Genomic DNA, 26,733 nt, shown 5'->3' on the forward strand with positions numbered 1-26,733 from the left:
TGTTTTTTATTGATGTTGACGGACTTAAAGAAAATCGGCGCCGGCTTCGCTCGCGAAGCGGCCGGGATCGCCCTCCCAGACGATGCGGGCGTGCTCCAGCACATAGACGCGGTCGGCATGCGGCAGCGCGAAGGTGACGTTCTGCTCGCCGAGCAGCACCGTGATCGCGGTGGTCTGCCGCAGCTTCGTCAGCGCCTTGGACAATTGCTCGAGGATGACGGGAGCGAGGCCCAGCGTCGGCTCGTCCAGGATCAGGATCTGCGGCTGCATCATCAACGCGCGGCCGATCGCGAGCATCTGCTGCTCGCCGCCGGAGAGCGTTTGTGCCATCTGGCCCTGACGCTCCTTCAGGATCGGGAACAGCTCGAACAGCCAGGCGAGCTGCGCGGCGCGCTTGTCGTCGGAGAGATGCTGGCCGCCGAGATCGAGGTTTTCGCGCACGCTCATCTCGCCGAACAGCTCGCGCGATTCCGGGCATTGCACGAGGCCACTGCGCGCGATCTTCGCCGGGCTCGTGCCGCGCAGTCTGTCGCCGCCGCGCACGATCTCGCCGCTATAGGGCAGGAAGCCGGAGATGGTGTTGAACAGCGTGGTCTTGCCGGCGCCGTTGAGGCCGACGACGGAGACGAACTCGCCCTCGTGGACGTGGATTGAGACGTTCTCCAGCGCCTGCGCCTTGCCGTAGAACACGCTGACATTCTCGACCTGGAGCAGCGGCACCTTGTCCTTGAAGCTGGTCTCGGGCCGCGCATGGGTCTCGATGGCGCCGCCGAGATAGACCCGGCGCACCGTCTCGTTCTTCATGACGTCGTCGGCCTTGCCGGTGACGATCTCCTCGCCGAGATACATCGCGAGCACGCGGTCGACCAGCGCGGCGACGCTCTTGACGTTGTGGTCGACCAGCATCACGGCGCGGCCCTCGTCGCGAAAGCTGCGGATCAGGTCGGAGAAGACGTCGACCTCCGCCCGCGTCAGCCCGGCAAAGGGCTCGTCCACCAGCACGACTTTTGGGTCACGCGCGATCGCTTTCGCAAGCTCCAGCCGGCGGAGGTCGGCGAAAGGCAGCGTCGGCGGTCGGCGGTTCATCACGCTGCCCAACCCGACGCGGTCGGCGATCCATTTGGCGCGCTCGACCAGCGCCTTGTCCGGGAACAGCATGAACAGGCTGTCCGGCAGCAGCGCGACCATGATGTTCTCCAGCACTGTCTGCCGGTTCAGCGGCCGCGAGTGCTGGAACACCATGCCAAAGCCTTTGCGCGCGATCTTGTGCGCGGGCAGGCCGGCGACGTTCTCGCCCTCGAAGATGACCTCGCCCGATGTCGGGCGTTCGATGCCCATCACGCTCTTCATCGCGGTCGACTTGCCGGAGCCGTTCGGCCCGATCAGGCCGAAGATCTCGCCGGCGTTCACCTGGAAGCCGAGGTTCTTCACCGCCGTCAATCCACCAAAGCGTTTTGTCAGGCCGCGGACGTCGAGCACGGCCCGGTTTGCGATCATATCCATCACGAACGCGCCTCACGCGAGAGGGCCGCTCCGAGGAAGCCGCCGGGGAAGAACAGCACGACGAGCAAGGCAACCGCCGAGACGATGAAGGTCGCGAGCTCGCCAGTTGGCCTTAAGAATTCGCCGGCGACGATCAGGAAGATCGCGCCGAGCGCGGCGCCAAGCACGGTGCGCCGGCCGCCGAGCACGGCCGAGACGATCACGTTCACACCGACCGCGACGTCGACGACGGTGCCGACCGAGGCGGTGCCGAAATAGAACACCAGCAGCGCTCCGGATAAACCAGAGAAGAACGCGCTGACGATGAAGGCGGCAAGCTTGTGCTTGATGATGTTGAAGCCGAGCGCGCCGGCCTGCACCGGATCCTGGCCGCTGGCCTGGAGCACGAGGCCAATCGGGGATTGCGACAGGCCGTAGAGGATCGCCGCCGAGATCGTCATGAAGCCGAGCGCGATCCAGTAATTGGCGCCGGCGTTGATGGTGATGACGTCGGGGATGGTCAGGCCGATCTCGCCGCCGGTGAGATCGGCGAACACCACGATGAAATTCTGCAACATCAACACCGCGACCAGCGTGGTCAGGCCGAAATACGGCCCGCGCACGCGCAAAGCCGGCAACGCCAGCACGAGGCCGGCGATGACGGAGGCCAGCGCCCCCAGCACGATGCAGAGATAGACCGACCAGCCGAACTGTGCGTTGAGAATGCCGGCGGTGTAGGCGCCGACGCCGATCAGGAAAGTGGGCCCGAAATTGACCTCGCCCGCGAAGCCGAACAGCAGGTCCCAGGCCATCGCGAACACGCCGAAATAGAACGCGACGGTGAGCAGGCCGAGTACGTAGCCGGAGACGTAGAGCGGCAGCGTCGCCGCGACGATGACGAGTGCGACCGAGATGAAGAACAGGCGGGAGGTGAAGAAGGTGGACATCTCAGCGCCTCCCCAGAAGGCCCTGGGGCCGGATATACATCACGAACACGAGCAGCAGCAGCGCCGGAATGGTGCGGTAGGCCGGCGAGACCAGGTAGGCCGTCAGCGTCTCGAGATAGCCGACCACGAAGGCCGCGATCAGCGAGCCGGAGACGCTGCCGAGGCCGCCGAGCACCACGATCGAGAACGCGCTCGCGGTCAGGGGGCCGACGCTGTAGGAGCTGACGCCCAGAAACATCCCGAGCAGCACGCCGGCGATGCCGGCGAGGATCCCGTAGATTCCCCACACCACGATGTAGATGTTGGTGAGCTCGAGGCCGAGTAGCGTCACGCCGCGCGGGTTCATCGACGCCGCCAGCACCGCCTTGCCGGTGCGGGTGCGATTCACCAGCAACCACAGCAGTGCGATCACGAGGCAGCACACGATGGCGGTGAAGATCTCGTTCTTCGGCGTACGGACGCCGAGGATCTCGACCACGCCCTCGACGATCGGCAGCACGGTCTTGGCGTTGTTGGTGAAGAAATAGGCGATCAGCTCCTGGATCATGATGCCCCAGAGCAGCGTTCCCGTGAGGACGAAGATCTCCTTCTCCTCATTGGGGATGCGCCGGGAGTCCTGAATGGGCTTCACCACCGCGAAATAGGTCGCAAAGGCGGTGAGGAGGGCGACGGCGACCCCGACCAGCGCACCGGCATAGGTGCCGACGTTGAGGATGCTGGCAGCGGCCCAGGCCGCCACCGCTGCGGCCACCATGATGGCACCGTGGGAGAGGTTGAGCACGCCGGAGACGCCGAAGATCAGGGTGAAGCCGGTGGCACCGAGAGCGTAGAGAGCGCTGATGGCAAAGCCATCGATCAATATCTGGAAAGCTCGCATCTATGATTGGCCGGGTGGCAGCCGAGCTGCCGCTTTGAGGAAAGGTGCTGCGGAGAGCCGCATGTGGAAGCTCCCGGGAGGTGGTCCCGGGAGCATGTCCTGCTAGTTGCTGAGCTTGATGAAGCTCGGGAACTTGACGTCGACCTTGGCGACGTCCTTGGGCCAGACCGCGCTCTGCTTGCCGTCCTGCCATTGCAGCATCAGCCCGGTGATCAGGCCCTTGCCATATTTGATCGAGTGGGTGAACGGATCGTCCTTGCCGTAGAACTGGACGCGGCCGATCGTGCCTTCCCAGTCGGTCTTCTCCAGCGCGGCGACGAGCTTGTCGGCGTCGGTCGAGCCGGCGCGCTTCACCGCGTCGGCGATGTAGTAGACCTCGTCATAGGCGGTGTAGCCGGCATAGGAGGGATAATTGCCGAACTTCTTCTTGAAGTTCTCCGCGAACGGCACCGATTTCGGCGTCACCGCGACGCCTGGCCCGGAGACGCCCTGATAGAGCACGCCTTCGGCCGCCTGGTTGGTGTCCTTGCCGAAGGTCTCGTTGGTTGCCTGCGAGGAGATGCCGAACATCGGGATCGGCACCTGCTGGTTCTTCCACTGCACCGTCGGCTGCACGCCCACATGGGAGATGCCGGTGATGATCACATCGGGCTTGGAGCCCTCGATCTTGTTGAAGATCGGCGTGAAGTCGGTCGTATCGGGCGAGAAGCGGATGTGGTCGAGCACCTTCAGCCCGATCTTGGGCAGGCATTCCTCGTAGCCGACGTCGAGCGGCTTGGTCCAGGCGGCGTCCTCGCTCATGATGACCGCGGTCTTCATGTGCATCCTGTCGACGAGCAGGTCCTTGGCGCCGTCGCAGACCGAGAGCGCCAGCGCGGCGGAGGTCAGATAGCCGTGGAAGGTGTACTTGTTCTTCTCGTAATCGGCGTGGACGCTCTTGCTGATCTCGTTGGAGGCGGCACCCGGCGTGACGAACGGCGTCTTCAGCCGTGAGGCCCAGGGCTCCAGCGCCACCTCGCTGATATAGCTGGCGATGACCGCGTTGACCTTGTCCTCGTTCACCGCGCGCTGGAACGCACGCACTGAATCCGCCGACGAGGAGTGATTGTCGTAAGAGATGATCTCGATCTTGCGGCCGTCGACGCCGCCATTGGCGTTGATCTCGTCGGCGGCAAGCTGCGCCGCCTGTGGAATGGAGGCGCCGGCAATCGCCTGCGCTTCCGCGATCACGCCGATCCTGAGGGGATCGGCTGCAAGTGCCGCGCCTGACGCTGCCATCATCGCGCCTGTCGCGGCCGCACCGAGCGCTATTCGCAATGCAACAGAGAGTCGTTTTTTCATGTTGTTCTCTCCCTTTGAACAGGCCTCTTGCGAGCCATTATGTCGCAACTATAACGGCGACGGCATTCTCGGCAAGTGAAACCGCGTTCAGGATTGGGAGAGACGGACTAAAGTCTAGCGCTGCGCAAATTGCGGGCAGGATAGGTGCGAGACACTCATGACGCGCGCAGGCATGCAGATTCTGTCGGCGGGCATGCGTGAGCGTCGAAGCCTTGGAGTCGAAGCCTTGGAGCGTGCAGTAGCCTACAAGACGAGCACCGATGCCGGTTCAGCGCGCTTGCAGCAGTGATGGATCGAGCGGCCTCAATCGGGCCGGATCGAATGGCGACAAGTCTACACGCGTCGCATCCTTGGCGATCAGCTGCGCCAGCGCTTCGCCGGTGGCGGGCGCATTGAGGATGCCCCAGACATTGTGCCCGGTCGCAACATAGAGGCCTTCGCTCTGCGGCATCTTGCCGATCAACGGCAGGCCGTCCTCAGTCACCGGTCGAAAGCAGGCCTGCTGCGAGATGATCTTTTCGGGACGAAACAGTGGCGACAGCCGTTCGCACATGATTTGCAGGCGCGCGATCGCATCGACGTCCGGCGTTACGGCCGCCGGATCGAGCGGCAGCGGCGCGATGTCCGAGAGTGCGGTGATATGCGTGCTGCCGTCGGCGCGTGGAAAGACTTCGATCGAGACGACGCTGCCGTCCTCGTCATACTCCAGGAACAACGCATCGGCCGGCACGTGGGTGCCGACGTCGTACACGATGCTCGGGCTGCGCTGGCCATAGACAGCGGGCAAGCGCATCCATTGCGCGGCGAGCAATGACCATGGCCCCATCGCGATCACGACGGCATCCGCCTCAACGAGGCCGCCTTCGACCTCGACACCCTTCGCGGTCGTCCCATTCGCGTCGCGCACGATGCCCGTGATGCGGCCGATGCGAAGCTCGGCGCCTTGCGCGACTGCCGCGTTCATCACGGCCGACGTAAATTTGCGGGGATGAACGATCGCAGTCGTCTCAGTCGTACCGATGCGCTGCGCGATGACGACGCCGTTGGCGAGCCAGCCGAGCGCGGATGGTGCATTCCGGCGCGGATCCCCGTCGGACGCAACAAAGCCGCTATACGCGGTCATCGGGCGATAACCCCAATCGCCGGCGATCTCCTGCGCCAACTGCGCGTGAAGCGCAAAGCTTCGCCGCGCGAGTGCGTCGAGCGGCAAGCCGGCGCACCAGTCACGCGCCAGAAAGCCGCCGGCCTTGCCGGAGGCGGCGGCCGCGACCTCGGTCCGTTCGACCACGATGACCTCGATGCCGTGGCGCCGCAGGAAATAAGCGGTGCAGGCCCCGATCACGCCGCCGCCGCAGATCACAACGCGCATGGCTTGTTCCTTGGATAGTGCTGCGCTGATGTGCGCAACATCGCCTGTTCGGCACGATCGTTCAGGCCAAGATTGCCGCTTCGCCGCTAGAGGTGCAATTCTGTCGTATATCGAATGTCGTCACTCAACGATCATGCGAGCGTCATAAAGAATCACAAAAGCGTCATGCCGCAAGCGGCCAATGGAGCAGGCGCTGGGGCGGACACTCTACGGGGAGGGTAAACCATGGCGCTCAGATTCCGCAGCATCGACGGCTCCAACAACAATCGTGCGGATCCCACCTTGAACCAGGCCGACACCGACTTTGCTCGGCTGCGGCCGGCAAATTTCGTCGATGGGGTCAATGAAATGACGCCAGGTCCGAATCCGCGCGAGATCAGCAACATTGTCGTGGCGCAGACGGATATTGGCGATGGCGAGGAAGGCCCGCATCTGGTGGATGACGCCGGCGTCGCGCTGTCAGGCATGATGTATGCGTGGGGCCAGTTCATCGATCACGATCTGGATCTGCAGAAGGAGGGCACAGGCACGGATGATATCTCGATCAAGGTCCCGGCTGATGATGAGTTTCTGCCGCCCGGCAGCATGATCGCGTTGACGCGGGTGGCGATCGATCCTGCGACGGGGGTCACCGGGCATCCGGCAGCCGCGATCAATACGGTGACGGGTTGGCTGGACGGATCGCAGATCTACGGTTCCGACGCCGCCACCGCAGCGAGCCTGCGAACGGCCGACGGCCATATGAAGGTGTCGGCGGGAGACAATCTCCCGATCGTCGAGACCGAGCACGGCAACGTCTTTGCGGCCGGTGACGTCCGGGCGCAGGAGAATCCCGACCTGACCGCCTTGCAAGTCTTGTTTGTGCGCGAGCAAAATTACCAGGTCGATCGACTGCACGAGGACCATCCGAACTGGAGCGGCGACAAGCTATACCAGACGGCCAAGGCCATCACCACGGCCGAGATGGTCAACATCACCTACAACGAGTTCCTGCCGCATCTGTTGGGCGAGGACGCCATCAAGCCGTACCAAGGCTATGACCGCACGGCGGACGCGCGGATCACCGAAGAGTTTGCCGGTGCGGCCTTTCGCTTCGGTCACTCCATCGTCTCCGACGAGATCAGTGCGACCAGCAATCTGGGTGCCTTTACGTCGGAGCAGACGCTGGCGCAATCGTTCTTCGAAGACACGGCGACTTTCAAGGCGACTGGTGCGGATGGCCTGCTGCGGCATCTGTCGGGGGACCTGGCCAACCCGCTGGACGCTCACATTGTCGATGGCTTGCGAAACCTCCTGTTCGATCCTCCGGACGGCATGGATCTGGCAGCGATCAATATCCAACGCGGCCATGATCTTGGGCTGGGTACACTGAACCAAACCCGGGAGGCGCTGGGGCTTGCGCCTTACACCAGCTTCGATCAGCTCAGCTCTGATCCGGCGACGGCAGCAGCGTTCGAGAAAGCCTATGGTTCGATCGATGCCGTCGATTTGTGGGCCGGTGGATTGGCCGAGGATCATGCGTCAGGAGCCGTCATCGGGCCCACCTTCGTCATAATCATCGCCGACCAGTTCGCCGCTTTGCGCGATGGCGATCGCTACTACTTCGAGAACCAGGGCTTCGATAAGCAGACCCTGAATGAGATAAAGAACACCACGCTGTCGGACCTCATTCTGCGCGACACCGATACCACTGCGATGCAGAGCGATGCCTTCGTCGCCACCGAGCGGCACAGCGGCACGCTGGGTGGCGTAGACCCGACCGGAGAAGGCGCTGCAGCAGGCATGGCGCAGCTTGTGGTCGGATCTCCCGGCAGGGATACCCTGACCGGCGGAGATCTGGATGACACGCTGGTCGCCGCGGCCGGCCGCATGACCATGACCGGAGGTGCCGGTGCCGACACATTCGAATTCGACCTTGGTGTTCTCGCAGGTAAGCACAACACCGCGGTCATCACCGACTTCGATCCCAAACAGGACAAACTGCAATTTTCGAACGACGTTCACGTCACGAAATCATCTGACCATCATGGCGGAACGCTGTTGCAGGTCGGCTCCGAGACCATCGACCTGCTGGGCGTAAAGCAGCATGAGATGCATCTTCACGAATGGGGATAATGCTGGGTCGCTTCAAACGAGCAATACAGCATCATTCGGCGCCGGCGGGGCACGCCGGCGCCGTGTCGTGATCCTGCTCGTCCCGCGTCAGCCTGGGCCGGCGCCTTGCGTCGCCGTATACACCGCGTAGAGCGACTGGCTCGCGGCCATGAACAGGCGGTTGCGCTTGGGGCCGCCGAAGCAGACGTTGCCGCACACTTCCGGCAGGCGGATGCGGCCGAGCAGCTTGCCCGCCGGCGACCACACCGTCACACCGCTGTAGCCGACGGCGCGCCCGGCGTTGCTGGAGGACCAGACATTGCCGTTGACGTCGCAGCGCAGGCCGTCGGGCCCGCACTTCACCCCGTCGATCACGCAGTCGCTGAACTTCTTTCCATTGGAGAGCTTGTTGTCGGCGCCGACGTCGAACACGAAGATCTCGCCCTTGCCGCCGGGCCCGGTGTCACCCGGTCCCTTGCCGGTCGAGGCGACGTAGAGCTTCTTGTAGTCCGGTGAGAAGCACAGGCCGTTGGGATCGGGCACCTGGTCCTCGGTGACGACGAGGTCGATGCGGCCACTTGGATCGATGCGATAGCAGTTGGTCGGCAGCTCGCGCTTGCCCGGCACGAAGCCGGCCGGCTGTCCGATCCGCGGATTGAGCTTGCCGCCTGCATTGCTCGGGCCGCCCGCCACGTCGGGCTCGCCTTCATAGAGCTGGCCGCCATAGGGCGGGTCGGTGAACCAGTAGCTGCCGTCGGGATGCGCGGCGACGTCGTTCGGCGAGTTCAGGCGCTTGCCCTGATAGGAGTCCGCGAGCACCGTGGCCGTGCCGTCATGTTCGTACCGCGTGACCCGCCGGGTCAGATGTTCGCAGGAAAGCTGCCGGCCCTGGAAGTCGAACGAGTTGCCGTTGGAATTGTTGGAGGGCGTGCGGAACACGCTGACGCGGCCGTCGTCCTCGGTCCAGCGCATCTGCCGGTTGTTGGGGATGTCGCTCCACAACAGATACCGGCCCTGCGCGCTCCAGGCCGGGCCTTCGGCCCACAACAGTCCGGTGTAGAGGCGCTTGATCGCGGTGTTGGGCTGCGCCAGATCGTCGAAGGACGGATCGACGGTGATGATGTCGGGGTCCGAGAAATAAGTCGTCGGCGCGCCGTTGGGGCCGAAATCGCGCGGCGGGGTGGTGATCGTCGTTGGCGGTGCGGCAGGTCCGGTCTGGGCCAGCGCGGGGCCGGCTACGGTCGCCGCAGCGCCGAGCGCAAGTCCCCGCACGAGTGTTCGTCGTGAAAGCGCAGCATCCTGGTCACGCTGCTCTGGGCGTTTCATCGCGTCCTCCCGGTTATGTTCGGCTGGCCGGTTGATCCGGCCGAGCGGGCGAAGGTTAGTCCGGTCCGCGGCCGGTTGCGAGGGGCAGGTACGCATCCTCGGCGCGATGCCGCGAGAACGCCGCAACATCGCCGCATTGCGGCGTGCAAGGCGACAATTCGTCCCGCGCGGTTAACCGGACGCGGTTTTAGGGCCTGTCAAGCCTTGACCTCGCCCGCGATGCTGGCAGAACGTCGTCCGGGGAAGAAGGCCGGATCTCATGGTGCTAGGTGTCGTCGTCCTGATCATACTGCTCGCGATCGCGTTTGCGGCCGGCTATTTCACGCGCGACCACGTCTCCCGCAAACGACGCGCGGAGGCCCGCCGCTGGCGCGAATATTCCGAGCCGGATTGGCTTCGCGCCGCTGCACCTGCCAATACCAACGAGATCGCAAACACCAACGCGGCTGCCACCGGCGAGCTCGGCCAGATGCTGGACCGTTGGGAAAGCCGGGCGCGCGCCCGCCGCGCGGGATAGCCTGACCGCAACGCGGGCGACCTTCCCGCATATCGCTCCGGTCTCGCTTCCAGCCTACGTAATTCGGATTTGCCGTATGAGCCGTGCGATGACGGACCGGTCGTCGCGCCGCACATTGCAGATCTGGCGGCAGGTCAGTCCTCCTGACCATCTTTTGGCGTTGCGGTTGCTGCCATTTCTCGTCTAGAAACGGCGCATCGAGCCTCCCGGCAACCAACCGTCAACGGTTTTGACCGAGGATTTGAGGGCTCAAAAGGGTCTGGCAATGCTGATTCGCGGCCAAATCGATGGGATTTCGGGGGAGGTGGCTCTGGCCGCCGCCACGATCCCGGCCGCGCTGCTGCCCACCCTCCTGATTGGCGGCCTTCTTCTTACTTGCCCCTGAGGGCCGGCTGGGCGCCATGCGCCTGGGCGCTCAGGGGGTGGTCGAGATCACCGGACACCTCAAGCGCCCAGCAGACTGACGGCGCAAAAAAGCTCAAAAGGAATTTTGCAATGGCCCCCGTGAACAAGTCCGATAAGGACCGCGTCATCATTTTCGACACCACGCTGCGCGACGGCGAGCAGTGCCCCGGCGCCACCATGACGTTCGAGGAGAAGATCGAGATCGCCGAGATGCTCGACGACATGGGCGTCGACGTCATCGAGGCCGGTTTCCCGATCACCTCCGAAGGCGACTTCCAGGCCGTCAGCGAGATCGCCCGCCGCTCCAAGAACTCGGTGATCGCCGGCCTGTCGCGTGCCAACCCGAAGGACATCGACCGCTGCGCCGAAGCGGTGAAATTCGCCAGGCGCGGCCGCGTCCACACCGTGATCGCGACCTCGCCGCTGCACATGCGCGTCAAGCTGAACATGACGCCGGAGCAGGTGATGGAGCTCTCGATCGCCAACGTGACCCGCGCCCGCAACCAGATCGACGACGTCGAATGGTCGGCCGAGGACGCCACCCGCAGCGAGATGGACTATCTCTGCCGCATCGTCGAGGCCGTGATCAAGGCCGGCGCGACCACCGTCAATATCCCCGATACCGTCGGCTACACCACGCCCGAGGAATATGCCCGTTTCATGCGCACGCTGATCGAGCGCGTGCCGAACTCCGACAAGGCGGTATTCTCGGTTCATTGCCATAACGACCTCGGGATGGCCGTGGCGAATTCGCTGGCCGGCATTGCCGGCGGCGCGCGGCAGATCGAGTGCACCGTCAACGGCATCGGCGAGCGGGCTGGCAACGCTTCCCTCGAGGAAGTCGTGATGGCCATCAACGTCCGCAACGACGTGTTTCCGTGGTGGAACAAGATCGACACCACGCAGCTGACGCGCGCCTCGAAGGTCGTGTCGGCCGCAACCTCGTTCCCGGTCCAGTACAACAAGGCGATCGTCGGCCGCAACGCCTTCGCCCATGAGAGCGGCATCCATCAGGATGGCGTGCTGAAGGACGCCTCGACCTACGAGATCATGCGGCCCGAGATGGTCGGGTTGAAGCAGTCGTCGCTGGTGCTCGGCAAGCATTCCGGCCGCCACGCCTTCGTGCACAAGCTGGAGGAGATGGGCTACAAGCTCGGCGCCAACCAGCTGGAGGATGCGTTCACGCGGATGAAGGCACTGGCCGACCGCAAGAAGGACATCTACGACGAGGACATCGAGGCGCTGGTCGACGAGGAGATGGCGGCGTCGCACGACCGCATCAAGCTGACCTCGCTGACCGTGATCGCCGGCACCCATGGCCCGCAGCGCGCGACCATGAAGCTCGACGTCGACGGCCAGATCAGGATCGAGGAGGCCGAAGGAAACGGGCCGGTCGACGCGGTGTTCAACTGCATCAAGGCGCTGGTGCCGCATGAGGCAAAGCTCGAGCTGTATCAGGTCCATGCGGTGACCGAAGGCACCGACGCGCAGGCCGAAGTCTCGGTGCGGCTGTCCCATGACGGCCGTTCCATGACGGCACGCGCAGCGGATCCGGATACGCTGGTGGCCTCGGCAAAGGCCTATCTCGGCGCGCTCAACAAGATCGTCATGAAGCGCCAGCGCGATACGGTGACGACGGCAGCGGCGAGCTGACGCTTCATCCTCTCCAGTTCATCGGCAAACGCGGCGCCCTCGGCGCCGCGTTTTTCGTTTGGCACACGATCCCGTCATGTGGGGGTGCATCGCAATAAATATGTTATTAACATGTCATGTTAACATTCCATTAACCGGCAGCGTCGCGCGCCCTTGCTGCTGGAGAATTTGGAATGCCCCTTTCCGCTGGTTCGATCGCCTTCACCGGTTTCAACGGTGACGGCAACGATAATTTGTCCTTTGTCGCCCTGACCGACATCCCGCAGGGCACTGTCATCAATTTCACCGACAGCAACTGGAACGGCTCCGCCTTCGCAACCGGCAGCAACGCCGAAAGCACGATCGCCTGGACCGCGACCGGCGCGATTCCCGCCGGCACCGTCATCGACATCAACAACATCGGCAAGGGCACGTTCGGCACCAGCGCCGGCTCGGCCACCTTCACCAACGCCAACAATACCGGCCTGTCCAACGACAGCGAGGTCGTCTACGCCTATGTCGGCACCTCGACGGCGCCGACCTTCCTCGCCGCGATCTCCAATGTCGGCTATGCGACCTCAGACGGCACGCTGACCGGCACCGGCCTCGTTGCCGGCCAGACCGCGGTCAGCTTCACCGGCGGCCTCGACATCGTCGGCTATAACGGACCGCGCTCGGGCTTCGCCAGCTTCGCCGACTACCTCGCCGCGATCGGCAACACCGCCAACTGGGCCACCCAGAACGGCAGCGGCGACCAGAGCACCGACGGCACCACGCCCGACGCGCCGTTCCCGACCACCGCCTTCACCGTGGCCGCGCCCGCCACGCAGACGATCTCGTTCTCGTCGCCGAGCGTGTCGGTTGCCGAGGGGCAGAGCGGCACCAAGACCATGACTTTCACCATTGCGCGCACCGGCGGCACCACCGGCGTGCTCAGCTTCTCCGGCAGCTTCGCCGCTGGCACCACCGATGCGGCCGATTTCGGCGGCACGCTGCCGGCCTCGACCTTCAGCGGCAGCTTCGCCGACGGTGCGTCCTCGGCGACAATCACCATCACGATCTCTGGCGACACCACCGCAGAGCCCGACGAGAGTTTTGCGCTCACGCTCACCAGCGCCAGCAATCCGGGCGCGGCGGTTACGATCGGCACCGCGACGGCGACCGGCACCATCGCCAATGACGACGGCACCCTGGTCTCCGGCAACTCGTCGAACCCGATCACGCTGGCGAACAACGATCATCTGACCGTCCTCGCCGGCGCGACCCTGTCGGGCTCGACCCCGGTCACCTGGATCGGCGGCAGCACCTCGCCCGGCGCGCTGGTCGACAATTCCGGCACCATCACCGGCACCAGCCGCGCGATCGCCACCAGCGGTTCGACCAGCGGCAGCCTCACCATCAACAACAAGGCCGGCGCCACCATCACCGCGACCAAGGATGCGGTGAAGATCTCGAACCTGGTCTCGGGCAAGAGCGGCACCTTCACCGTCAACAACGAGGGCACGATCTCGTCGACGGGGACCGGCAGCAATGCCGGCCAGGCGCTCGATCTCGACGACATCAATTCGAGCGGCGCCAATACCGTCATCAACAACGCGGCAACCGGAATGATCTCGGCGGCCGATGCCGACGCGATCCGGCCCGGCGCCAACGCCACCATCAACAATTACGGCCAGATCGTCAGCCATAACGCTTCGGCGGCCTCGGACGGCAACGACGCGATCGACTTCCAGTCGGTCAACACCGGCGGCGTGGTCAACAACTACGCCGGCGGAATCATCGACGGCGCCCGCCACGCGATCACCGGCGACCAGCCGATCACCGTCAACAATGACGGCACGATCACCGGCCGCAGCGGCTCCGGCATCAACATGGACAGCGCGGCTAACACGACGACAACAGTGACCAACCGCGGCACCATCACCGGCACGGCGGTCGGCGGTGCTGACGCCGCGGCGTCGATGTCGACGGTCTGGTCTCGATCGACAATTTCGGGACGATCGCAGCGGTCGGCCTGACCAGCGGCGCCAACGGCCTCAACGAGGCGCTCGCGATCGGCGGCGGCTTCGTCCACAACGAGGTGGGCGGCCTCATCATCAGCGATCAGCGCGCGATCACCGTGGACGACAGCAATGACGGTAGCGCCTTCGGCGTCATGACCATCATCAATGACGGCACGATCCGCGGCAACAACGGCGAGGCGATCTCGATCGTCGGCACCTTCGGCGACACCGTTACCAACACGGGCGGCATTTTCGGCAGCATCGCCACCGACGGTGGCAACGATACGCTCACCAACAGCGGCTCCATCATCGGCGACGTCTCGATGGGCGCAGGCGACGACAGCATCAATCTCGCCACTGCTTCGATCGTCACCGGCACGATCGACGGCGGCGACGGCGTCGACACGCTGGTGCTGTCGGGAAGTGGCTCCGGTTCGCTCCTTGGCACCGTCGTCAATGTCGAGAAGCTCGACGTCCAGAGCGGCGTCTGGCGGATCAAGGATGCGTCCGGCTATTCCGACATCCAGGTCGAGAGCGGCGCGGCGGTCGTGCTGGAGGGCTCGGCCAATGGAATGGTGGTTGCCGCGGGCGCCGCGCAGCTGGTGTTCGGTCTGGCCTCGAACTCCGTGATCTCGGGCAATCAGTACATCCAGATTGGCGGCTCGGCCGACGGCACGACGATCGAAGCCGGCGGCGACCAGGATATCCTTGGCGGTGGTATCGCGACCAACACCACCGTGGACGGCGGTACCCAGAACGTCTTCGGCGTTGCGATCCAGACCACGGTCGCGAATGGCGGCTTCCAGCACGTTCACAACAATGCTTTCAACACCATCGTCAATGCCGGGGGTGAGCAGAACGTCTACATCGACGGCAGTGCGACCGGATCCACCATCAATGCCGGCGGCATCCAGATCGATTGGGGCTTCACGATCATCACGACGATCAGCGGCGGCGGTCAGTACGTGTTCGGCTCGGCGAGCCTCACGACGATCAATTCGGGCCTGCAGGCCGTCGAGAGCGGCGGCACGGCCTCGGACACGACGATCCATGGCGGCACGGTGGTCCAGACCACGATCAGCAATGGTGCCCTCCAGTCTCTCCACGGCAACGCGTCGATCACGACGGTCAACGCCGGCAGCCAGCAGAGCGTCTACGCCGACGGCACGGCGACCGGTACCACGATCAATGCCGGCGGAGTCCAGGTCGATTGGGGCGCCGCCAGCGCCACCATCGTCAACGGCGGCGTGCAATATGTGTATGGCAGCGCGATCGGCACGACGGTCCTGTCCGGCACGCAGTACGTGCAGGCCGGCGGCAGCGCTGACGACACCACGATCGGCTCGGGCGCGCTTGCCTTTGTCCATGCGGGCGGCACGATCGACGATGTGATCTTCGCCGGTCCCAATGCCTCGCTGGTCCTGGCCCAGGCGTCGGCCTTCACGGGAACGATCTCCGGCTGGCAGGACCATGACAGTCTCGATCTCGGCGACATCCTGTTCAGCGACGGTCTGACCTCGATGGCCTATGCGCAGAATGGCGACAACACCGGCGGCACGCTGACGGTCTCCGACGGCACCCACGTCGCGACGCTGCACTTGCTCGGTCAGTACAGCGCGGCCGATTTCGCGCTGTCCTCGGACGGGCACGGCGGCACCCTGATCACCGATCCGGCGGTCGCGCAGCAGGCCCAGCTCGCGCCGGCGCTGCACGGCTGAGGTTGCGAGAGGCGGCAGCGGCGATGGCAGGGTTTCCCTGCCATCGTCCAGCGTGAGCCAGTCCGGCAGATTTCCCCTCCGGATACCGCATTTTTGCAAACCGCCCCCTGCTAAGGGGCAATGGCGCCTGTGCCCGCTTCCCTATAATCCTGCCTTCAAGTCTTGAATCTAGGGCTTGGGGGCGACGGTTCGTCGCCCCACCAAAAAACGTGCGGGAGGAAGCATGCGGAAACTCATTTGGGCTGCGGCATCGGTTGCGGTCTTGACCGGGGCGTTGGCCCTGACCGGGCCGGCATCGGCCCAATCGCCGATCATCATCAAGTTCAGTCACGTCGTCGCCACCGACACGCCGAAGGGCAAGGCGTCGGAGAAGTTCAAGGAGCTTGCCGAGAAGTACACCGGCGGCAAGGTCAAGATCGAAGTCTACCCGAACTCGACGCTCTACAAGGACAAGGAAGAGCTCGAGGCGCTCCAGCTCGGCAGTGTGCAGATGCTGGCGCCGTCCAACTCGAAGTTCGGCCCGCTCGGCATCCGCGAATTCGAGGTGTTCGATCTGCCTTACATCCTTCCGGACCTGAAGACGCTGCGGAAGGTGACGGAAGGCCCGCTCGGCCTCCGGCTGCTCAAGCTGCTGGACTCCAAGGGCATCACCGGCCTTGCCTATTGGGACAACGGCTTCAAGCAGATGAGCGCGAACAAGAAGCTGGTCACGCCCGCCGACTACCAGGGCGTCAAGTTCCGCATCCAGTCCTCGCGCGTGCTGCAGGCCCAGTTCAAGTCGCTCGGCTCGCTGCCGCAGGTGATGGCGTTCTCGGAAGTCTATCAGGCGCTGCAGACCGGCGTGGTCGACGGCCAGGAGAACACCTGGTCGAACATCTATACGCAGAAGATGCACGAGGTGCAGAAGTACATCACCGAGACCAATCACGGCTACATCGGCTACGTCGTGATCGTGAACAAGAAGTTCTGGGACGATCTGCCGGCCGACATCCGCGACCAGCTGTCGAAGGCGATGAAGGAGGCGACCGACTTCAACAACGCGCAGTCGCAGAAGGAGAACGACGACGCGCTGGCCGAGATCAAGAAGAGCGGCAAGAGCGAGATCATCAAGCTCACGCCGCAGCAGGACGAGGCGATGCGCAAGGCGATGGAGCCGGTCTACAAGGACGCCGCAGGCCGCGTCGGCCAGCCGCTGATCGACGAGTTCCTCAAGGAATCGAAGAGCACGACGAACTGATCCGGATCGACCATCAATGAAGGGGCTTCCGTGCAGCCTGCGCGGAGGCCCTTTTTGTTGCAAAACATTTCAGTCTGCATCTGAATGGACATTCAGGGGAGTTACATCTTCGTAAGAACGCTCTCTCTGTCCAAGTTGTAAGTTGCGCGTCAGCCGTCCGGCGCTCATCCTCACCGGCATCCTTCCAGAGGAGGTCCGTATGAGGAAGTTCACCATCGCCGCCATCGCCGTGCTCAGCATCGCCGGCTCGGGCGCGGTCTATGCCCAATTTCATCGCCCGTGGATGGAGCACTTCCGCCACGTCCGCATGAACCCGGAGGACCGTGCCGCCTTCGTCGACGCGCGGATCGCCGCCGTCCATGCCGGGCTGAAGCTCAACGCCGACCAGGAGAAGCTCTGGCCGCCGGTCGAAGCTGCCGTGCGCGACTTCGCCAAGCTGCGCATCGACCGCGCCAACGCACGGATGAACGCCGGCCCCGGTGACGCCGGCAAGAACGCCGACAAGCCCGAGGATCCGGTCGCCCGCCTGCGCCAGCGCGCCGAGGACATGGGCGCGACCTCCGCCGCCCTGAAGAAGATCGCCGATGCCGCCGATCCGCTCTACAAGACGCTCGACGAGGGCCAGAAGCGGCGCCTTGCCGTGCTGACCCGCCACCGTGGCCCGTTTGGCGGCGGTGGGGACGGCCCGTCCCGACACTTCATGGAACGGGGCATGGACCGCATGATGGAGCGCGGCATGGACCGCTTCCACGGCGACCGTTTCGACCGTGACGGCGGCCCGGACCGGGATCGCGAGGGCCGGCTCTGAGCCACCCCGTATTTCCCGAGGAATTAACCCCGGGATTGGCCTTGGCGAAGCCGCTGGAATCCAGCGGCTTTTCGCATTTTCGGGCCTGTGGAAGAACCTTGGAAAACATGCGCCACATCGCTTGCCATACCCGGATCGCTTTGCTAAACGACCGGCCTCGCAAGGCATTGACCGCCTTTCGGGCGCATAGCTCAGTTGGTAGAGCAGCTGACTCTTAATCAGCGGGTCCCAGGTTCGAGCCCTGGTGCGCCCACCACCCTTAAGAGATTGGCCCGCAAGGGCTTTTTTAAATTCCGCGACAGAACAAACCGGGTCTCGTGCGACGCTTTTGATGGTCGTACGTCGTACGTCGTACGTCGCACGCCGTGCGACGAGTCGGATAATTGGGGCCGAAGCTCATCCACCGCTGAAACGCGCAGCAAAATGGAGACCTAATGGTCTGCGTTCAGCTCCCCATGCCTTCCTTCCGCACCTGCAATTCAAGCCTGTCGATACCGGAATCGGCACGAGCCGCATTGCGGGCGCGGTAGTGCTTCACGATAGTCTGCGCGCTTCGGTATGAATGCCCAGTGATGTCGCAGATCGTCAGCAAGTCGCAGCCAGCTCGATCCAGAAGCATGACGCAGGTATCATGTAGGTCTTGGTCGTGCTTTTGGTCGAGTTCGCCGGCGCCGTTGACGAACATCAGCGCGGGGCAAGGCCTTAGACGCCATGCCGTCTCATGGCCGTTGCTGTCGCGTGTGGTCTGCGCATCCAGCCACTCCGATAATGCGCTCTTGCGCTGATCGACCGCTCGAGCACGCTGCGCCCTATTCTCCTCATCGAGAGGAAAGGGGGCGAACAGCTTGTCGACGTTTTTAATCAGTTCGGCGTTCAGTCGCTCTGCACGTACAATTGCCTGGCGCGCGTTGTCGCGCGCGAGATAGCCGAAGGTAGCGACGGCCCTTGCCGTCGACACCCAATGGCGATAGGTACTCTCGTCGTAAGGCTCACCATTGTCCTCGTTGACCACGAGTTCGGGTGGGACCTTATCCAGTTGAAGCCGAAGCTTGAGTTCCTTTATTCGTGCACGCGAGGCATTTAGCCGTGCGCTGAGTTGTGGCGCCTCTTTGATATCGACAAGCTCGCCGGTCTTGCTCTGCCGGAACGCGTGCCGGCCCTCGACGTCGCTCTCATTGCGCATAATTAGACGGTCGGTCTGGCGTTGCCCGGTGAACAAAGCCAGATGGAAGCTGTCTCCGACCGAAGGCCGGTCGATGGCATCGGCCGCTGCGACCCACGCGGAAAATTCGGACATCGTCACCTGCACGATGCGTCCGTCTGGATGATCGAACTCCATGCCTTCTCGCGGGTTGGGTCCGAGGCGCCACAAGACGCTTTCCTGTCCCCAAGTGAATGCCGCTGAGAGTGTGGCTATCATCGAGAGCGCCATATGATGGCCGCGAGCCGATTTCGCATAATTATAGGAGGCGCGGAATTCCGGTTTGCCGATTGATGTCGGAGTGGCAGTTGCAATCGCCTCGAGTTCTCGTACGGGCTCGGCCACACCGAGCAGCTTGGCGGCACGGATCTCGGCACGCATCCTAGCCGCGGATTCACGTGATTGCGGTCGGTACAAGATGGCTGAGATACATTTGCGATAGGAAGATTGCGAGGCGGACGACAGCGCCTTGAATTCAACCGACTTACTCCAATCGTCCAATAGGTCTTCGATCGTAGAACGCTTCCGGATCGTAATTTTCTTCGGCAGCTTGCCGGCGCGGCGCGCCGCCTCGATTTCTGACTTTCGTTTGTCTGAAAAGTCTGATGCTTCTTGGAGATTGAACCACGCACCGACCGGACGTCCTTTTTCATCGTACGGCGGATGGCGCAAGTCAGCATCGACAAAGCCGAGAGCTCTGGCATAAGCGCCGTGCGACGAGCGAGGACGGCCATCACGCCACTTCACATGGGGAAACTTGGGATCGGCCATAAAGAGCCTCAGTGCCAGTAAGAGATGGCACCCATTGGAATCTAGCGCGATCTAGTCTGTCAAGAGTCGTGCTGGCCGTAAGCTCTCCGCAGCCGCTCGCGGTGATCCTGGTCGCTTGCTGCAGGCGGCGGCGCGAATGCGTCATTAGCAATCGTCTTTGGGCGCATAGGATGATGTCGGGTAACCCAAGCATCGAAGCCGGTGCGTTCCCATTTCAGCGGTCCTCGCTCGCTGATCGGCGAAGGCAAGCCATCGCGCTCGTGCCTGAGGCGGCGCGTGCGATAGAATGTATCCAAAGAGACGCCAATCCGCCGCGACCTCGGTCGAAGAATAGGGTGGCTGCATGCTCCCGGGGCGCAAATGCATATTGCCTCGCTGCTCCTGGCCTTTTGACGGAAGTCTTGGTGAAGCAAAATGAGCAGAAAAGACTACAGGCGAAAAGCATTCCCCTTCGCGCGGAGGGAATTCGGCTTCTTTGGAGTACGAATAGGATGCCCCGGTGCAACATGTCCGACATTCGTCGCCGCTTTCGGGGATTCGCGTAACTGGTGCGGTGAACGAACCCGCGCATCACGAGGGTGTAGATTTCACCGGCCGGTCAGCGGACTCGAACCTGCAACTAGACCGTTATGAGCGGCAGATCATTGATCAGCTTCGTTGATCTTGCTGCTTTTTCGTTTGGATTTGATCGTGTTCGCCCTGGTTTGTTCCGGCCGTTTCTGGTGCGAAACTGGTGCGGTTGCTTGGTTTGTGGTTCATGATGATGAACCACCGCGTTCGGCCGTGCTGACCACCTAAACTTGGCGAACTGTTGCAGGAGGTTGGATTCTGGAATCCTAAAGAGCGCTTGGCTTCAACGCAGTGATCTGCCCCTGGCCGCCAACAGAATAATACCATAACCGCATGAATTTACAGTGACTTTTATCGCCGATTGTTGCCGATACCGACAGAAATACCGACAAGCCGAGAAGCAGTATTCGCGACAAAAAAATAAAACAGCGGACCCCTCGGTCGCAGGCCAGGCCTTTGCCGCTCCGCCCTCTTCAAAGTTCCGAGCGGAATCAAACCCGGCTGAAAATCGAAATCCCAGGGGCGGGTGGCGACAATTTCGGGGAGACCACTGCGTTGCGCTAGGCGTCAGTCCGACGCAAAAAGGCGCCTATCGCCGCTGGACGTCCAACGTCCGATCGCGCGCATCAACATCGGGGCGCGATGAGGTGGTGCGGCACCAATTTGGGAAGGGCGATAAGGATAAGATCCACGGCGTCTATAATCGTGAGGCCTATCGGCCCACGTTCAATGCAACATCGGTCTAATTAGCTTAGCGCGACCGCGTGCATATCGTTTCGCTACGCAGACCGGCGGCTTAGTTTACTCTCGCTTCGACCCTCGGCAGCGAAGCATGATATTCGTCCACACTGTCGAGGTCGATCATGGTCTTGCCTCCCATCTTGTAGGCCCTGATCCTGTCCTGGCTGATCAGCTCATAAGCCTTAGTCCTTCCGAATTTGCCGTAGCGGCAGCCGTCCTTGAACTCGACCAACCGGCGCCGGTTGCTTTTTTCATTGTCAACCATGGTTCTCGCATGTGCCTCGATGATCTCCACGACAATCAATTAGAGCAGCTCTGAACGAGAAAGGATGGCCACGGCGCGATCTGCGTACCCTGGCGTGCAAATCGGATGAACTGGAAGCGCGGTTGGTAGGATAGTGCTCACCATTCCCAGAGCTCAATTGGCCTCATTGGGCGGCGCCGCCGGAAAGTGCAAGAGTTGGTGCTGCGACTATTCTCGATTTGAATTCGCTGCTGCGTCGCTCCGGGGATGCCAATGTACCCCGCTTTCACTTCCGTTCTCGGGCGAGACCAACATGTGGCCGGGCAGTGGCCAACGTGTTCGATGATGACCGATCTTGTACGGCACCATCGTCTCGGTGATCGCCCATGTCTCGTTCTCTCGCGTGGTTGCTTCGGGAACAAAATAGTTTGCGTAAACCCATCTGAGGCGTGAGGTCGTCGGCGCAAATGTTCTGGCTTGCATCGTGTTGAAGAAGTGACGGGCGAAATCAACTTCCGCCCCCGCCGAGCTCTCGATGCCAACGTGAATCACTCCCGGCCGGTCGCTCGGAAGCTGCCCCTCAGCTTTGGCGATGGTGCTGCGAAAGTGACGCGCTTTTTGACGTACGGCGGCATCTGATTTACTGACCCAGCTGACCACGCTGGCCTGGTAGACAGCGTCCGCATATGTGGGCCTCAAAGGGGCCGGACGCCACTTGGCTGCCATGCTGTGATCGGCCGTATGAACGTAGTGTCCGGCCAGAAGTTCGATCATTCGACTTCCATCAAAATAAATGTAGTCTTTTGCGAGAATTCGCCGAAGCAACGTCCAATCTATGGGACGCACTCGTCCGGTCGCCACCTCGTCCTTCCAAGGCGACAGCGATCGCCGCTCGATAGCCTGTCTCACATGTCGCACGAGATAGTCGTCCGCGATTTCGCGAAGCTCGACTTGGTACTTCACCTCGACAATGACGGATTCGCCAAGCTCCAGGCATAGTTCATGGATAGGTTGTGCGAGCCGCGTGCCCCGCGCCTTTTCGTGCGTGGCGTAAGTTGAAGGCACCAAGCGCTTGCACTCTGCCGCCCAGCTGCTTCCTGTCCGGAAGACGTGCATGTCCGGGGTTCGTCCGCGCCCGGGTGTTTCCGGAACGAACTCGACCCGTCTCCAACCTCTGCGTCGGTAGGCAAGTGCGACGAGCATCTCGAAAATGCTGCTGTCCGGCTGGCGTCTCTCCTGCAACATCATGCGAGCCGCTCGCTCTTCGACTCCCTTCACGCTGAGAAGAAGTTTCAGCTCTTTGCCGATACGCGTAAGGAAAGGCACAACTCGCATTGTGCCCTCTGGCGTCCACAGAGCCCGGTCGGTGGCAAAGGTCTCAGCCTGCAGTATGTACCAAGCGGCCGTATCCGCCGGGTCAAACAACGGTCCCATTATGCCGGCCCGCATGCGGTCTTGGGCAGTAAGAAGATTGGTCTTCGCGACGTCTAGCCTCTGCTCCATCTCCTTGCGAGGAACGAATGACTTTAGCCAGGCAACTGCCAGCATCAATTCGTCGTCGCGCCAATCCTGGTTAGTGCGCGGCGCGGTCCAATCTGGATTGTTCGCTTTCATGCTGCGGAATTCATCATTGCCACTACACTACGGTCGGCCATTTGCCCGGCAACTGTGACCGCGCAAATCGCGTGGCTTTTCATGGTCGGAATACGTGGAACTCCTAGAGCGATACTTATTGCACGTTTAACTTACAATGGTCTGGTCAATGGAGGAGAGCAAATGGATTTCGGTGGGGGCGCACGGAGAGATACTGCCGTCCATGAGTCCGGCCATGCTGTTGCCCGCGTTCTGTCGATAGGTCGCGTAGGCATCACCAATGAAAACGCCATTCGCTGGATAGAAATGAACGAGGACACTCCACACTGCTCCGTGTTCGAGCTGCCGCTTGGTATGCCCGAGCTTATGGAATTCGGGGAGCGCGAAGGCATCAGGGAAGGCATGCCATGGACGGCGGAGCAATGGCGCAAGCTATTTTGGTTTATGGGCATCGATCCACTGGAATAGGCGAGCGTGCGAGTTTTTGAGCTTACTGCCGGAGCAGCGGCACAAGCAAAATTTATGGACACTACCTTTGGCTCGGTTTGGCATGATTACGGGTGCAGCGATGATCGTCAGAACGTCATTGAGACTTGTCAAAGGATCGGCTTGAACGGATCAGAGGCAACAAGGCTCTTCGCAGGGCGGGCCGAAGAAGCATGCATCGCAATGGATAAGACCGACGTGTGGCGGGCGGTGCTAGCTTTGGCTGAACGATACCAACCACCGGCCGAATGCCGGGCAACAGGGTTGTTTCGATCGTTCAAAATGCATTGCGGGCCTTTTGAGTAAGAGGCATCCCCCAGCCAATCCCACTAGCAACTGCTGTCTGCTCTTGGCGGCCTTGAACTGAAGCCGGCTCGAAGGCGAAGCGGACAGAGGTTTCGCGCAAATGTGATAGCCGCGATTTGACCCTTAGTTGGCGAGGCAATTCCGCTTAATCTTCAGGCGGCCACGGTTCCGGCAGTTCAAGGATGTCGGCGAGCCGCGTCCCTTCTACGGGTGCGAACTCGCCTTCCTCGTTCAACTTCCAGCCCGGAAGTGGGAGTACTTCGTCCGGTAACGGGTGCGCCGCCCAAGGGTGTCGCATGATGAGTGGCTGCCATCGATCCTCTCGCAAGTCCCAGAGGTGCGGGCGCGGCAGAAGAATGGCGGCGCTCACGTTCGGATGGCGAGGACTGTCGGGACGGCCCCAGTAGCCGTTGTTGCGTCTCTTGTCTTCCGTCTCAATGGCTCCATCAGCAAAGGTACGGAACTCAGTGTAAACCGTGCCGTGAACGGCTTCGATAAAGTTGTCGGCGTTAGAGTCCCCTCCTGCTAGCTCGCCCTTGCAGTCGACGACAACGACGACATAGGGGTGAGCAAAGTCTCCGTATCGACTTCCTTTCTTTTTAAGCGCTGCGCGGATTTCCTCCTCCGCCTGCACCTGACGAGCGTCACCCATCGCGCTCCCGATCGAACGCTTGACGGGGATGTCCTTTTTAAAACCACCGACCAAGGTGAGTTCGATCTGCCAGTCGTCAGCCACGAACGTCTTGGCAGGCATGATTTCTGGGTCTTCCTGGGCGTTCTCGGCCGACCACTTCTCGATCTCTGCACATAGATTGTTCAGGTTCGGACTGCTGGCTCCGCGAGCAATCGCATCATAGCTCAATCTGAACCCGGCGGGCAGCTTGACTTTGTCGATCGCGTTGTAGATCGCCGCTTCGCGATTACTCATTCCAACAGCTTCGAGCGTTGGGCCGAACGTCGTGACCTCAACATAGGCGACGGGAGCGCCGTCTTGGGTTTTCACCAAAAAATCCGGCTTGCGGGTCGGATGCGGGCAGTCGGGGTGAATTTCGATCTGATAACCAAGCTTCGACAACGCGGCGTGGAGCGTCAATTCAGCGAGCGCAGCTTGATAGTGGGCGCTGTCGCTATCCTTCATTCGGGCGACCATCTCGGCCTGCTCTGCTTCCGGTAGCCCCGCGATCCAGCCGTTGACCAACTGGCGGTAGGTTTCCATCGAATGCCAAGCGCACGAATCGTAAAACGCGAAGTCGGCTTCGCCCTGCTTTTTCGGTTCCTGCCGTGTTCGCTCCTTGTCTTCGAACAGCTTCATGATCAGACCGTTTTCCAAGCTGGGCGTTCATCATATTAAGATGCCGAATAGCCAAAAGCAGTGGGAAGAAAGCACTTGCGCCAGACGTCTTCGTGCGTCTTTGGCAGTACGGACAGATGCCTCCACAACTCGAAAACGTCTCGCAAAGTGCTTTGCTGTTTCGTCCGGATGAAACCGGACGGCAGTGCTGCAGGCAATCTTCATGAAAACCGGGCTATCCGGTCTCGATAAACCGCCGCAACCCGGCTGTATCGTAAGGAATAAGGACGCCGGGGCAAGGAGCGCTGCCACCCCAGAGACCTACAGCAAGGTCGCGGACCAGTGTTCTCTCTCGGAGTCCGACCCCGGACGACCAAAGATCACGGGACAATTCACGCTCATTCTTGAAAAGACGGGCGAACGGCTCTAGATTCGACTCGCGCCGCCTTCGTCGGCTAGGCCGCTGCCCTGGCAAAGGACTCTTGGTCCAACGACTACTCCATCACCCAGCTCTCGCGACCGATTCCCCATCATTCGGCCGATGAGACGAGCAGCGCGTCTTGACCCGGCCGAGATGAAGGACGCTCGCATGTTCTCGACGCTCGAAGGGGCGAAGAAATTCGCTAAGAATCTCAAATCATTATTCGACGACAGCGGGATCATTTTTCCGCTTAATCGCTGCCAGAAAGCCGCTGCGATCGCAGGCGGCTTTCGAGATTGGCACGACCTCAGCAGATCATTGGCAGGGTCGGATCGACCTGTCGATCCTGGCGCATTTCGCCGCAGGCTGATCGCGTTTTTGCCCCAGCCGTGCTGGATACCCGCATTGTTTTGGTTGGATGAGGGGAAATTGGAGACAACGGGCGGCGACGGACTCTCGCACAACTACTACCGTGCCGTCGTGCCCTACGTCCTTTCGTCCTCTGTCATTCACCGAAGCAGGTCCGCTCTGCTTCGGCCTGGCTCCGGTCCGGGACAGCGGTTGCGGGAATCAATGGTCGTCTCTCTCCTACTCGGAGGAAAAGGCAGCAAGAAATTGATCCCGCAGCTCGAGCCAGACACCTTGGCGTTCGTCGTTTCCGGCGACACGGCAAGTCTTTTCGGCGTCGATGCAGAACATCCTCGATTCGAGAAGGATTTCGCCGCTCTCGTGGCGGCCGGCATATTCGAATGCGAAGATGGCATCCTGCGGGTCCTGCCTGCGGACAAGGACGAGGTCGCTGCGCACGCGGCGAGAGGGTTCACCGACCGCGCACAGTATTTTGCTGGCGTCGGAGGCGACGAGGCGATCGAAGCGCTCGCCGTGGCGCTCTCCGCAGCCGGAGTCGAGCAGGCTACGCATGTAGCGGAAGCCATCGTCGGCGAAGTTTCGGAGACACACGTCATCCCGTCGGCGCCAATTCTCGAACTATTGTCCAAGCTCGCAGAAGATGGACAACTGGTTGCCGTTGCCCGGGCTTGGCGCGTGTTTGCTATGATCCATCCAAAGAGCGCCAAGTTAGTGCACGACTCGGTGCCCGCGAAGATCTTGTCGCTCTATCTTGCCCGAAACCGTGGGATCGATGTCGATAGGACGGTCGGGTGGATGTCGACGAAATCAGAATGGGCAGAAGCGGTGAAGGCCGCCTTGAACGATCCTGCGCGCTTCAAAAAGACCGTCGACGAGATGGCTGACGCGATAGCGGTGACGGGTTAGACGGCGGGAATGCGTCGCCTTTAAGATTCGCGATTCCGGCAGCGATCGGGTATCGCTGCCTTCAGTCCGGCGATAGGG

The 26,733-nt window shown here is 62.1% G+C and carries 19 protein-coding genes and 1 tRNA gene; 10 read left to right on the forward strand and 10 right to left on the reverse strand.

Features of this window, described 5'->3' with window-relative positions:
- Positions 1-24: 24 nt before the first annotated feature.
- The 5 genes from HAP41_RS12895 to HAP41_RS12915 form a co-directional block, all read right to left on the reverse strand.
- The gene (locus HAP41_RS12895; RefSeq protein ID WP_166101450.1) at positions 25-1,503 is read right to left on the reverse strand and encodes an ATP-binding cassette domain-containing protein; all 1,479 of its coding nucleotides are present in this window, start codon (positions 1,501-1,503) and stop codon (positions 25-27) included.
- The gene (locus tag HAP41_RS12900) at positions 1,503-2,429 is read right to left on the reverse strand and encodes a branched-chain amino acid ABC transporter permease (RefSeq protein ID WP_166101447.1); all 927 of its coding nucleotides are present in this window, start codon (positions 2,427-2,429) and stop codon (positions 1,503-1,505) included. The genes HAP41_RS12895 and HAP41_RS12900 overlap by 1 nt, the downstream gene beginning before the upstream one ends.
- A gap of 1 nt (position 2,430) precedes the next feature.
- The gene (locus HAP41_RS12905; RefSeq protein ID WP_166101441.1) at positions 2,431-3,306 is read right to left on the reverse strand and encodes a branched-chain amino acid ABC transporter permease; all 876 of its coding nucleotides are present in this window, start codon (positions 3,304-3,306) and stop codon (positions 2,431-2,433) included.
- A gap of 102 nt (positions 3,307-3,408) precedes the next feature.
- Complete coding sequence (locus HAP41_RS12910; protein WP_224581039.1) at positions 3,409-4,587, reverse strand: ABC transporter substrate-binding protein; 1,179 nt, start codon at positions 4,585-4,587, stop codon at positions 3,409-3,411.
- Positions 4,588-4,915: 328 nt separating this feature from the next.
- Complete coding sequence (locus HAP41_RS12915; protein WP_166101432.1) at positions 4,916-6,016, reverse strand: NAD(P)/FAD-dependent oxidoreductase; 1,101 nt, start codon at positions 6,014-6,016, stop codon at positions 4,916-4,918.
- Between the two features lie 225 nt (positions 6,017-6,241).
- On the opposite strand from HAP41_RS12915, the gene HAP41_RS12920 reads away from it, so the two are divergent.
- A complete protein-coding gene (locus HAP41_RS12920; RefSeq protein WP_166101425.1) occupies positions 6,242-8,131 on the forward strand; it encodes a peroxidase family protein in 1,890 nt (629 codons plus the stop codon).
- Positions 8,132-8,218: 87 nt separating this feature from the next.
- Here the strand turns inward: HAP41_RS12920 and HAP41_RS12925 are convergent, their stop codons facing one another.
- Complete coding sequence (locus tag HAP41_RS12925; protein ID WP_135214161.1) at positions 8,219-9,436, reverse strand: SMP-30/gluconolactonase/LRE family protein; 1,218 nt, start codon at positions 9,434-9,436, stop codon at positions 8,219-8,221.
- A 262-nt stretch (positions 9,437-9,698) separates the two neighbouring features.
- Here HAP41_RS12925 and HAP41_RS12930 point away from each other — a divergent pair, with 262 nt between their 5' ends.
- The 7 genes from HAP41_RS12930 (at position 9,699) to HAP41_RS12960 (ending at position 18,012) form a co-directional block, all read left to right on the forward strand.
- A complete protein-coding gene (locus HAP41_RS12930) occupies positions 9,699-9,953 on the forward strand; it encodes a hypothetical protein (protein WP_166106051.1) in 255 nt (84 codons plus the stop codon).
- Between the two features lie 495 nt (positions 9,954-10,448).
- Positions 10,449-12,011: a 2-isopropylmalate synthase gene (locus HAP41_RS12935; RefSeq protein WP_063981681.1), complete on the forward strand. Its 1,563-nt coding sequence runs from the start codon at positions 10,449-10,451 to the stop codon at positions 12,009-12,011.
- A gap of 173 nt (positions 12,012-12,184) precedes the next feature.
- Positions 12,185-14,008: a beta strand repeat-containing protein gene (locus tag HAP41_RS12940; protein WP_166101410.1), complete on the forward strand. Its 1,824-nt coding sequence runs from the start codon at positions 12,185-12,187 to the stop codon at positions 14,006-14,008.
- A 62-nt stretch (positions 14,009-14,070) separates the two neighbouring features.
- Positions 14,071-15,711 (forward strand): beta strand repeat-containing protein, encoded by a 1,641-nt coding sequence (locus tag HAP41_RS12945; protein ID WP_166101403.1) that lies wholly within the window; start codon positions 14,071-14,073, stop codon positions 15,709-15,711.
- 223 nt (positions 15,712-15,934) lie between these two features.
- Positions 15,935-16,948 carry a TRAP transporter substrate-binding protein gene (locus tag HAP41_RS12950; RefSeq protein ID WP_063981683.1) on the forward strand — a complete coding sequence of 338 codons (1,014 nt, stop codon included), beginning with the start codon at positions 15,935-15,937 and terminating at the stop codon, positions 16,946-16,948.
- Positions 16,949-17,147: 199 nt separating this feature from the next.
- A complete protein-coding gene (locus tag HAP41_RS12955) occupies positions 17,148-17,756 on the forward strand; it encodes a Spy/CpxP family protein refolding chaperone (protein ID WP_155794966.1) in 609 nt (202 codons plus the stop codon).
- 180 nt (positions 17,757-17,936) lie between these two features.
- Positions 17,937-18,012: transfer RNA gene (locus tag HAP41_RS12960), tRNA-Lys, on the forward strand.
- Between the two features lie 189 nt (positions 18,013-18,201).
- Here the strand turns inward: HAP41_RS12960 and HAP41_RS12965 are convergent.
- The 3 genes from HAP41_RS12965 to HAP41_RS12975 all read right to left on the reverse strand — a co-directional run bounded on the left by HAP41_RS12965 (position 18,202) and on the right by HAP41_RS12975 (position 22,897).
- On the reverse strand, positions 18,202-19,728 hold the full coding sequence (locus HAP41_RS12965) for a site-specific integrase (RefSeq protein ID WP_166051048.1): 1,527 nt from the start codon (positions 19,726-19,728) through the stop codon (positions 18,202-18,204).
- 1,366 nt (positions 19,729-21,094) lie between these two features.
- The gene (locus tag HAP41_RS12970; protein WP_224581038.1) at positions 21,095-21,334 is read right to left on the reverse strand and encodes a MerR family transcriptional regulator; all 240 of its coding nucleotides are present in this window, start codon (positions 21,332-21,334) and stop codon (positions 21,095-21,097) included.
- 177 nt (positions 21,335-21,511) lie between these two features.
- Complete coding sequence (locus HAP41_RS12975; protein ID WP_166101400.1) at positions 21,512-22,897, reverse strand: hypothetical protein; 1,386 nt, start codon at positions 22,895-22,897, stop codon at positions 21,512-21,514.
- Between the two features lie 162 nt (positions 22,898-23,059).
- Between HAP41_RS12975 and HAP41_RS12980 the strand changes: the two genes are divergently transcribed.
- Positions 23,060-23,344 (forward strand): hypothetical protein, encoded by a 285-nt coding sequence (locus HAP41_RS12980; protein ID WP_224580869.1) that lies wholly within the window; start codon positions 23,060-23,062, stop codon positions 23,342-23,344.
- Between the two features lie 469 nt (positions 23,345-23,813).
- On the opposite strand, the gene HAP41_RS12985 is transcribed toward HAP41_RS12980, so the two are convergent.
- Positions 23,814-24,980 (reverse strand): hypothetical protein, encoded by a 1,167-nt coding sequence (locus tag HAP41_RS12985; protein WP_166101397.1) that lies wholly within the window; start codon positions 24,978-24,980, stop codon positions 23,814-23,816.
- 568 nt (positions 24,981-25,548) lie between these two features.
- On the opposite strand from HAP41_RS12985, the gene HAP41_RS12990 reads away from it, so the two are divergent.
- Positions 25,549-26,655 (forward strand): hypothetical protein, encoded by a 1,107-nt coding sequence (locus tag HAP41_RS12990; RefSeq protein ID WP_166101392.1) that lies wholly within the window; start codon positions 25,549-25,551, stop codon positions 26,653-26,655.
- Positions 26,656-26,733 lie beyond the last annotated feature (78 nt).

It is taken from the genome of Bradyrhizobium barranii subsp. apii (assembly GCF_011516635.5).
GTDB classification, from domain to species: domain Bacteria; phylum Pseudomonadota; class Alphaproteobacteria; order Rhizobiales; family Xanthobacteraceae; genus Bradyrhizobium; species Bradyrhizobium barranii.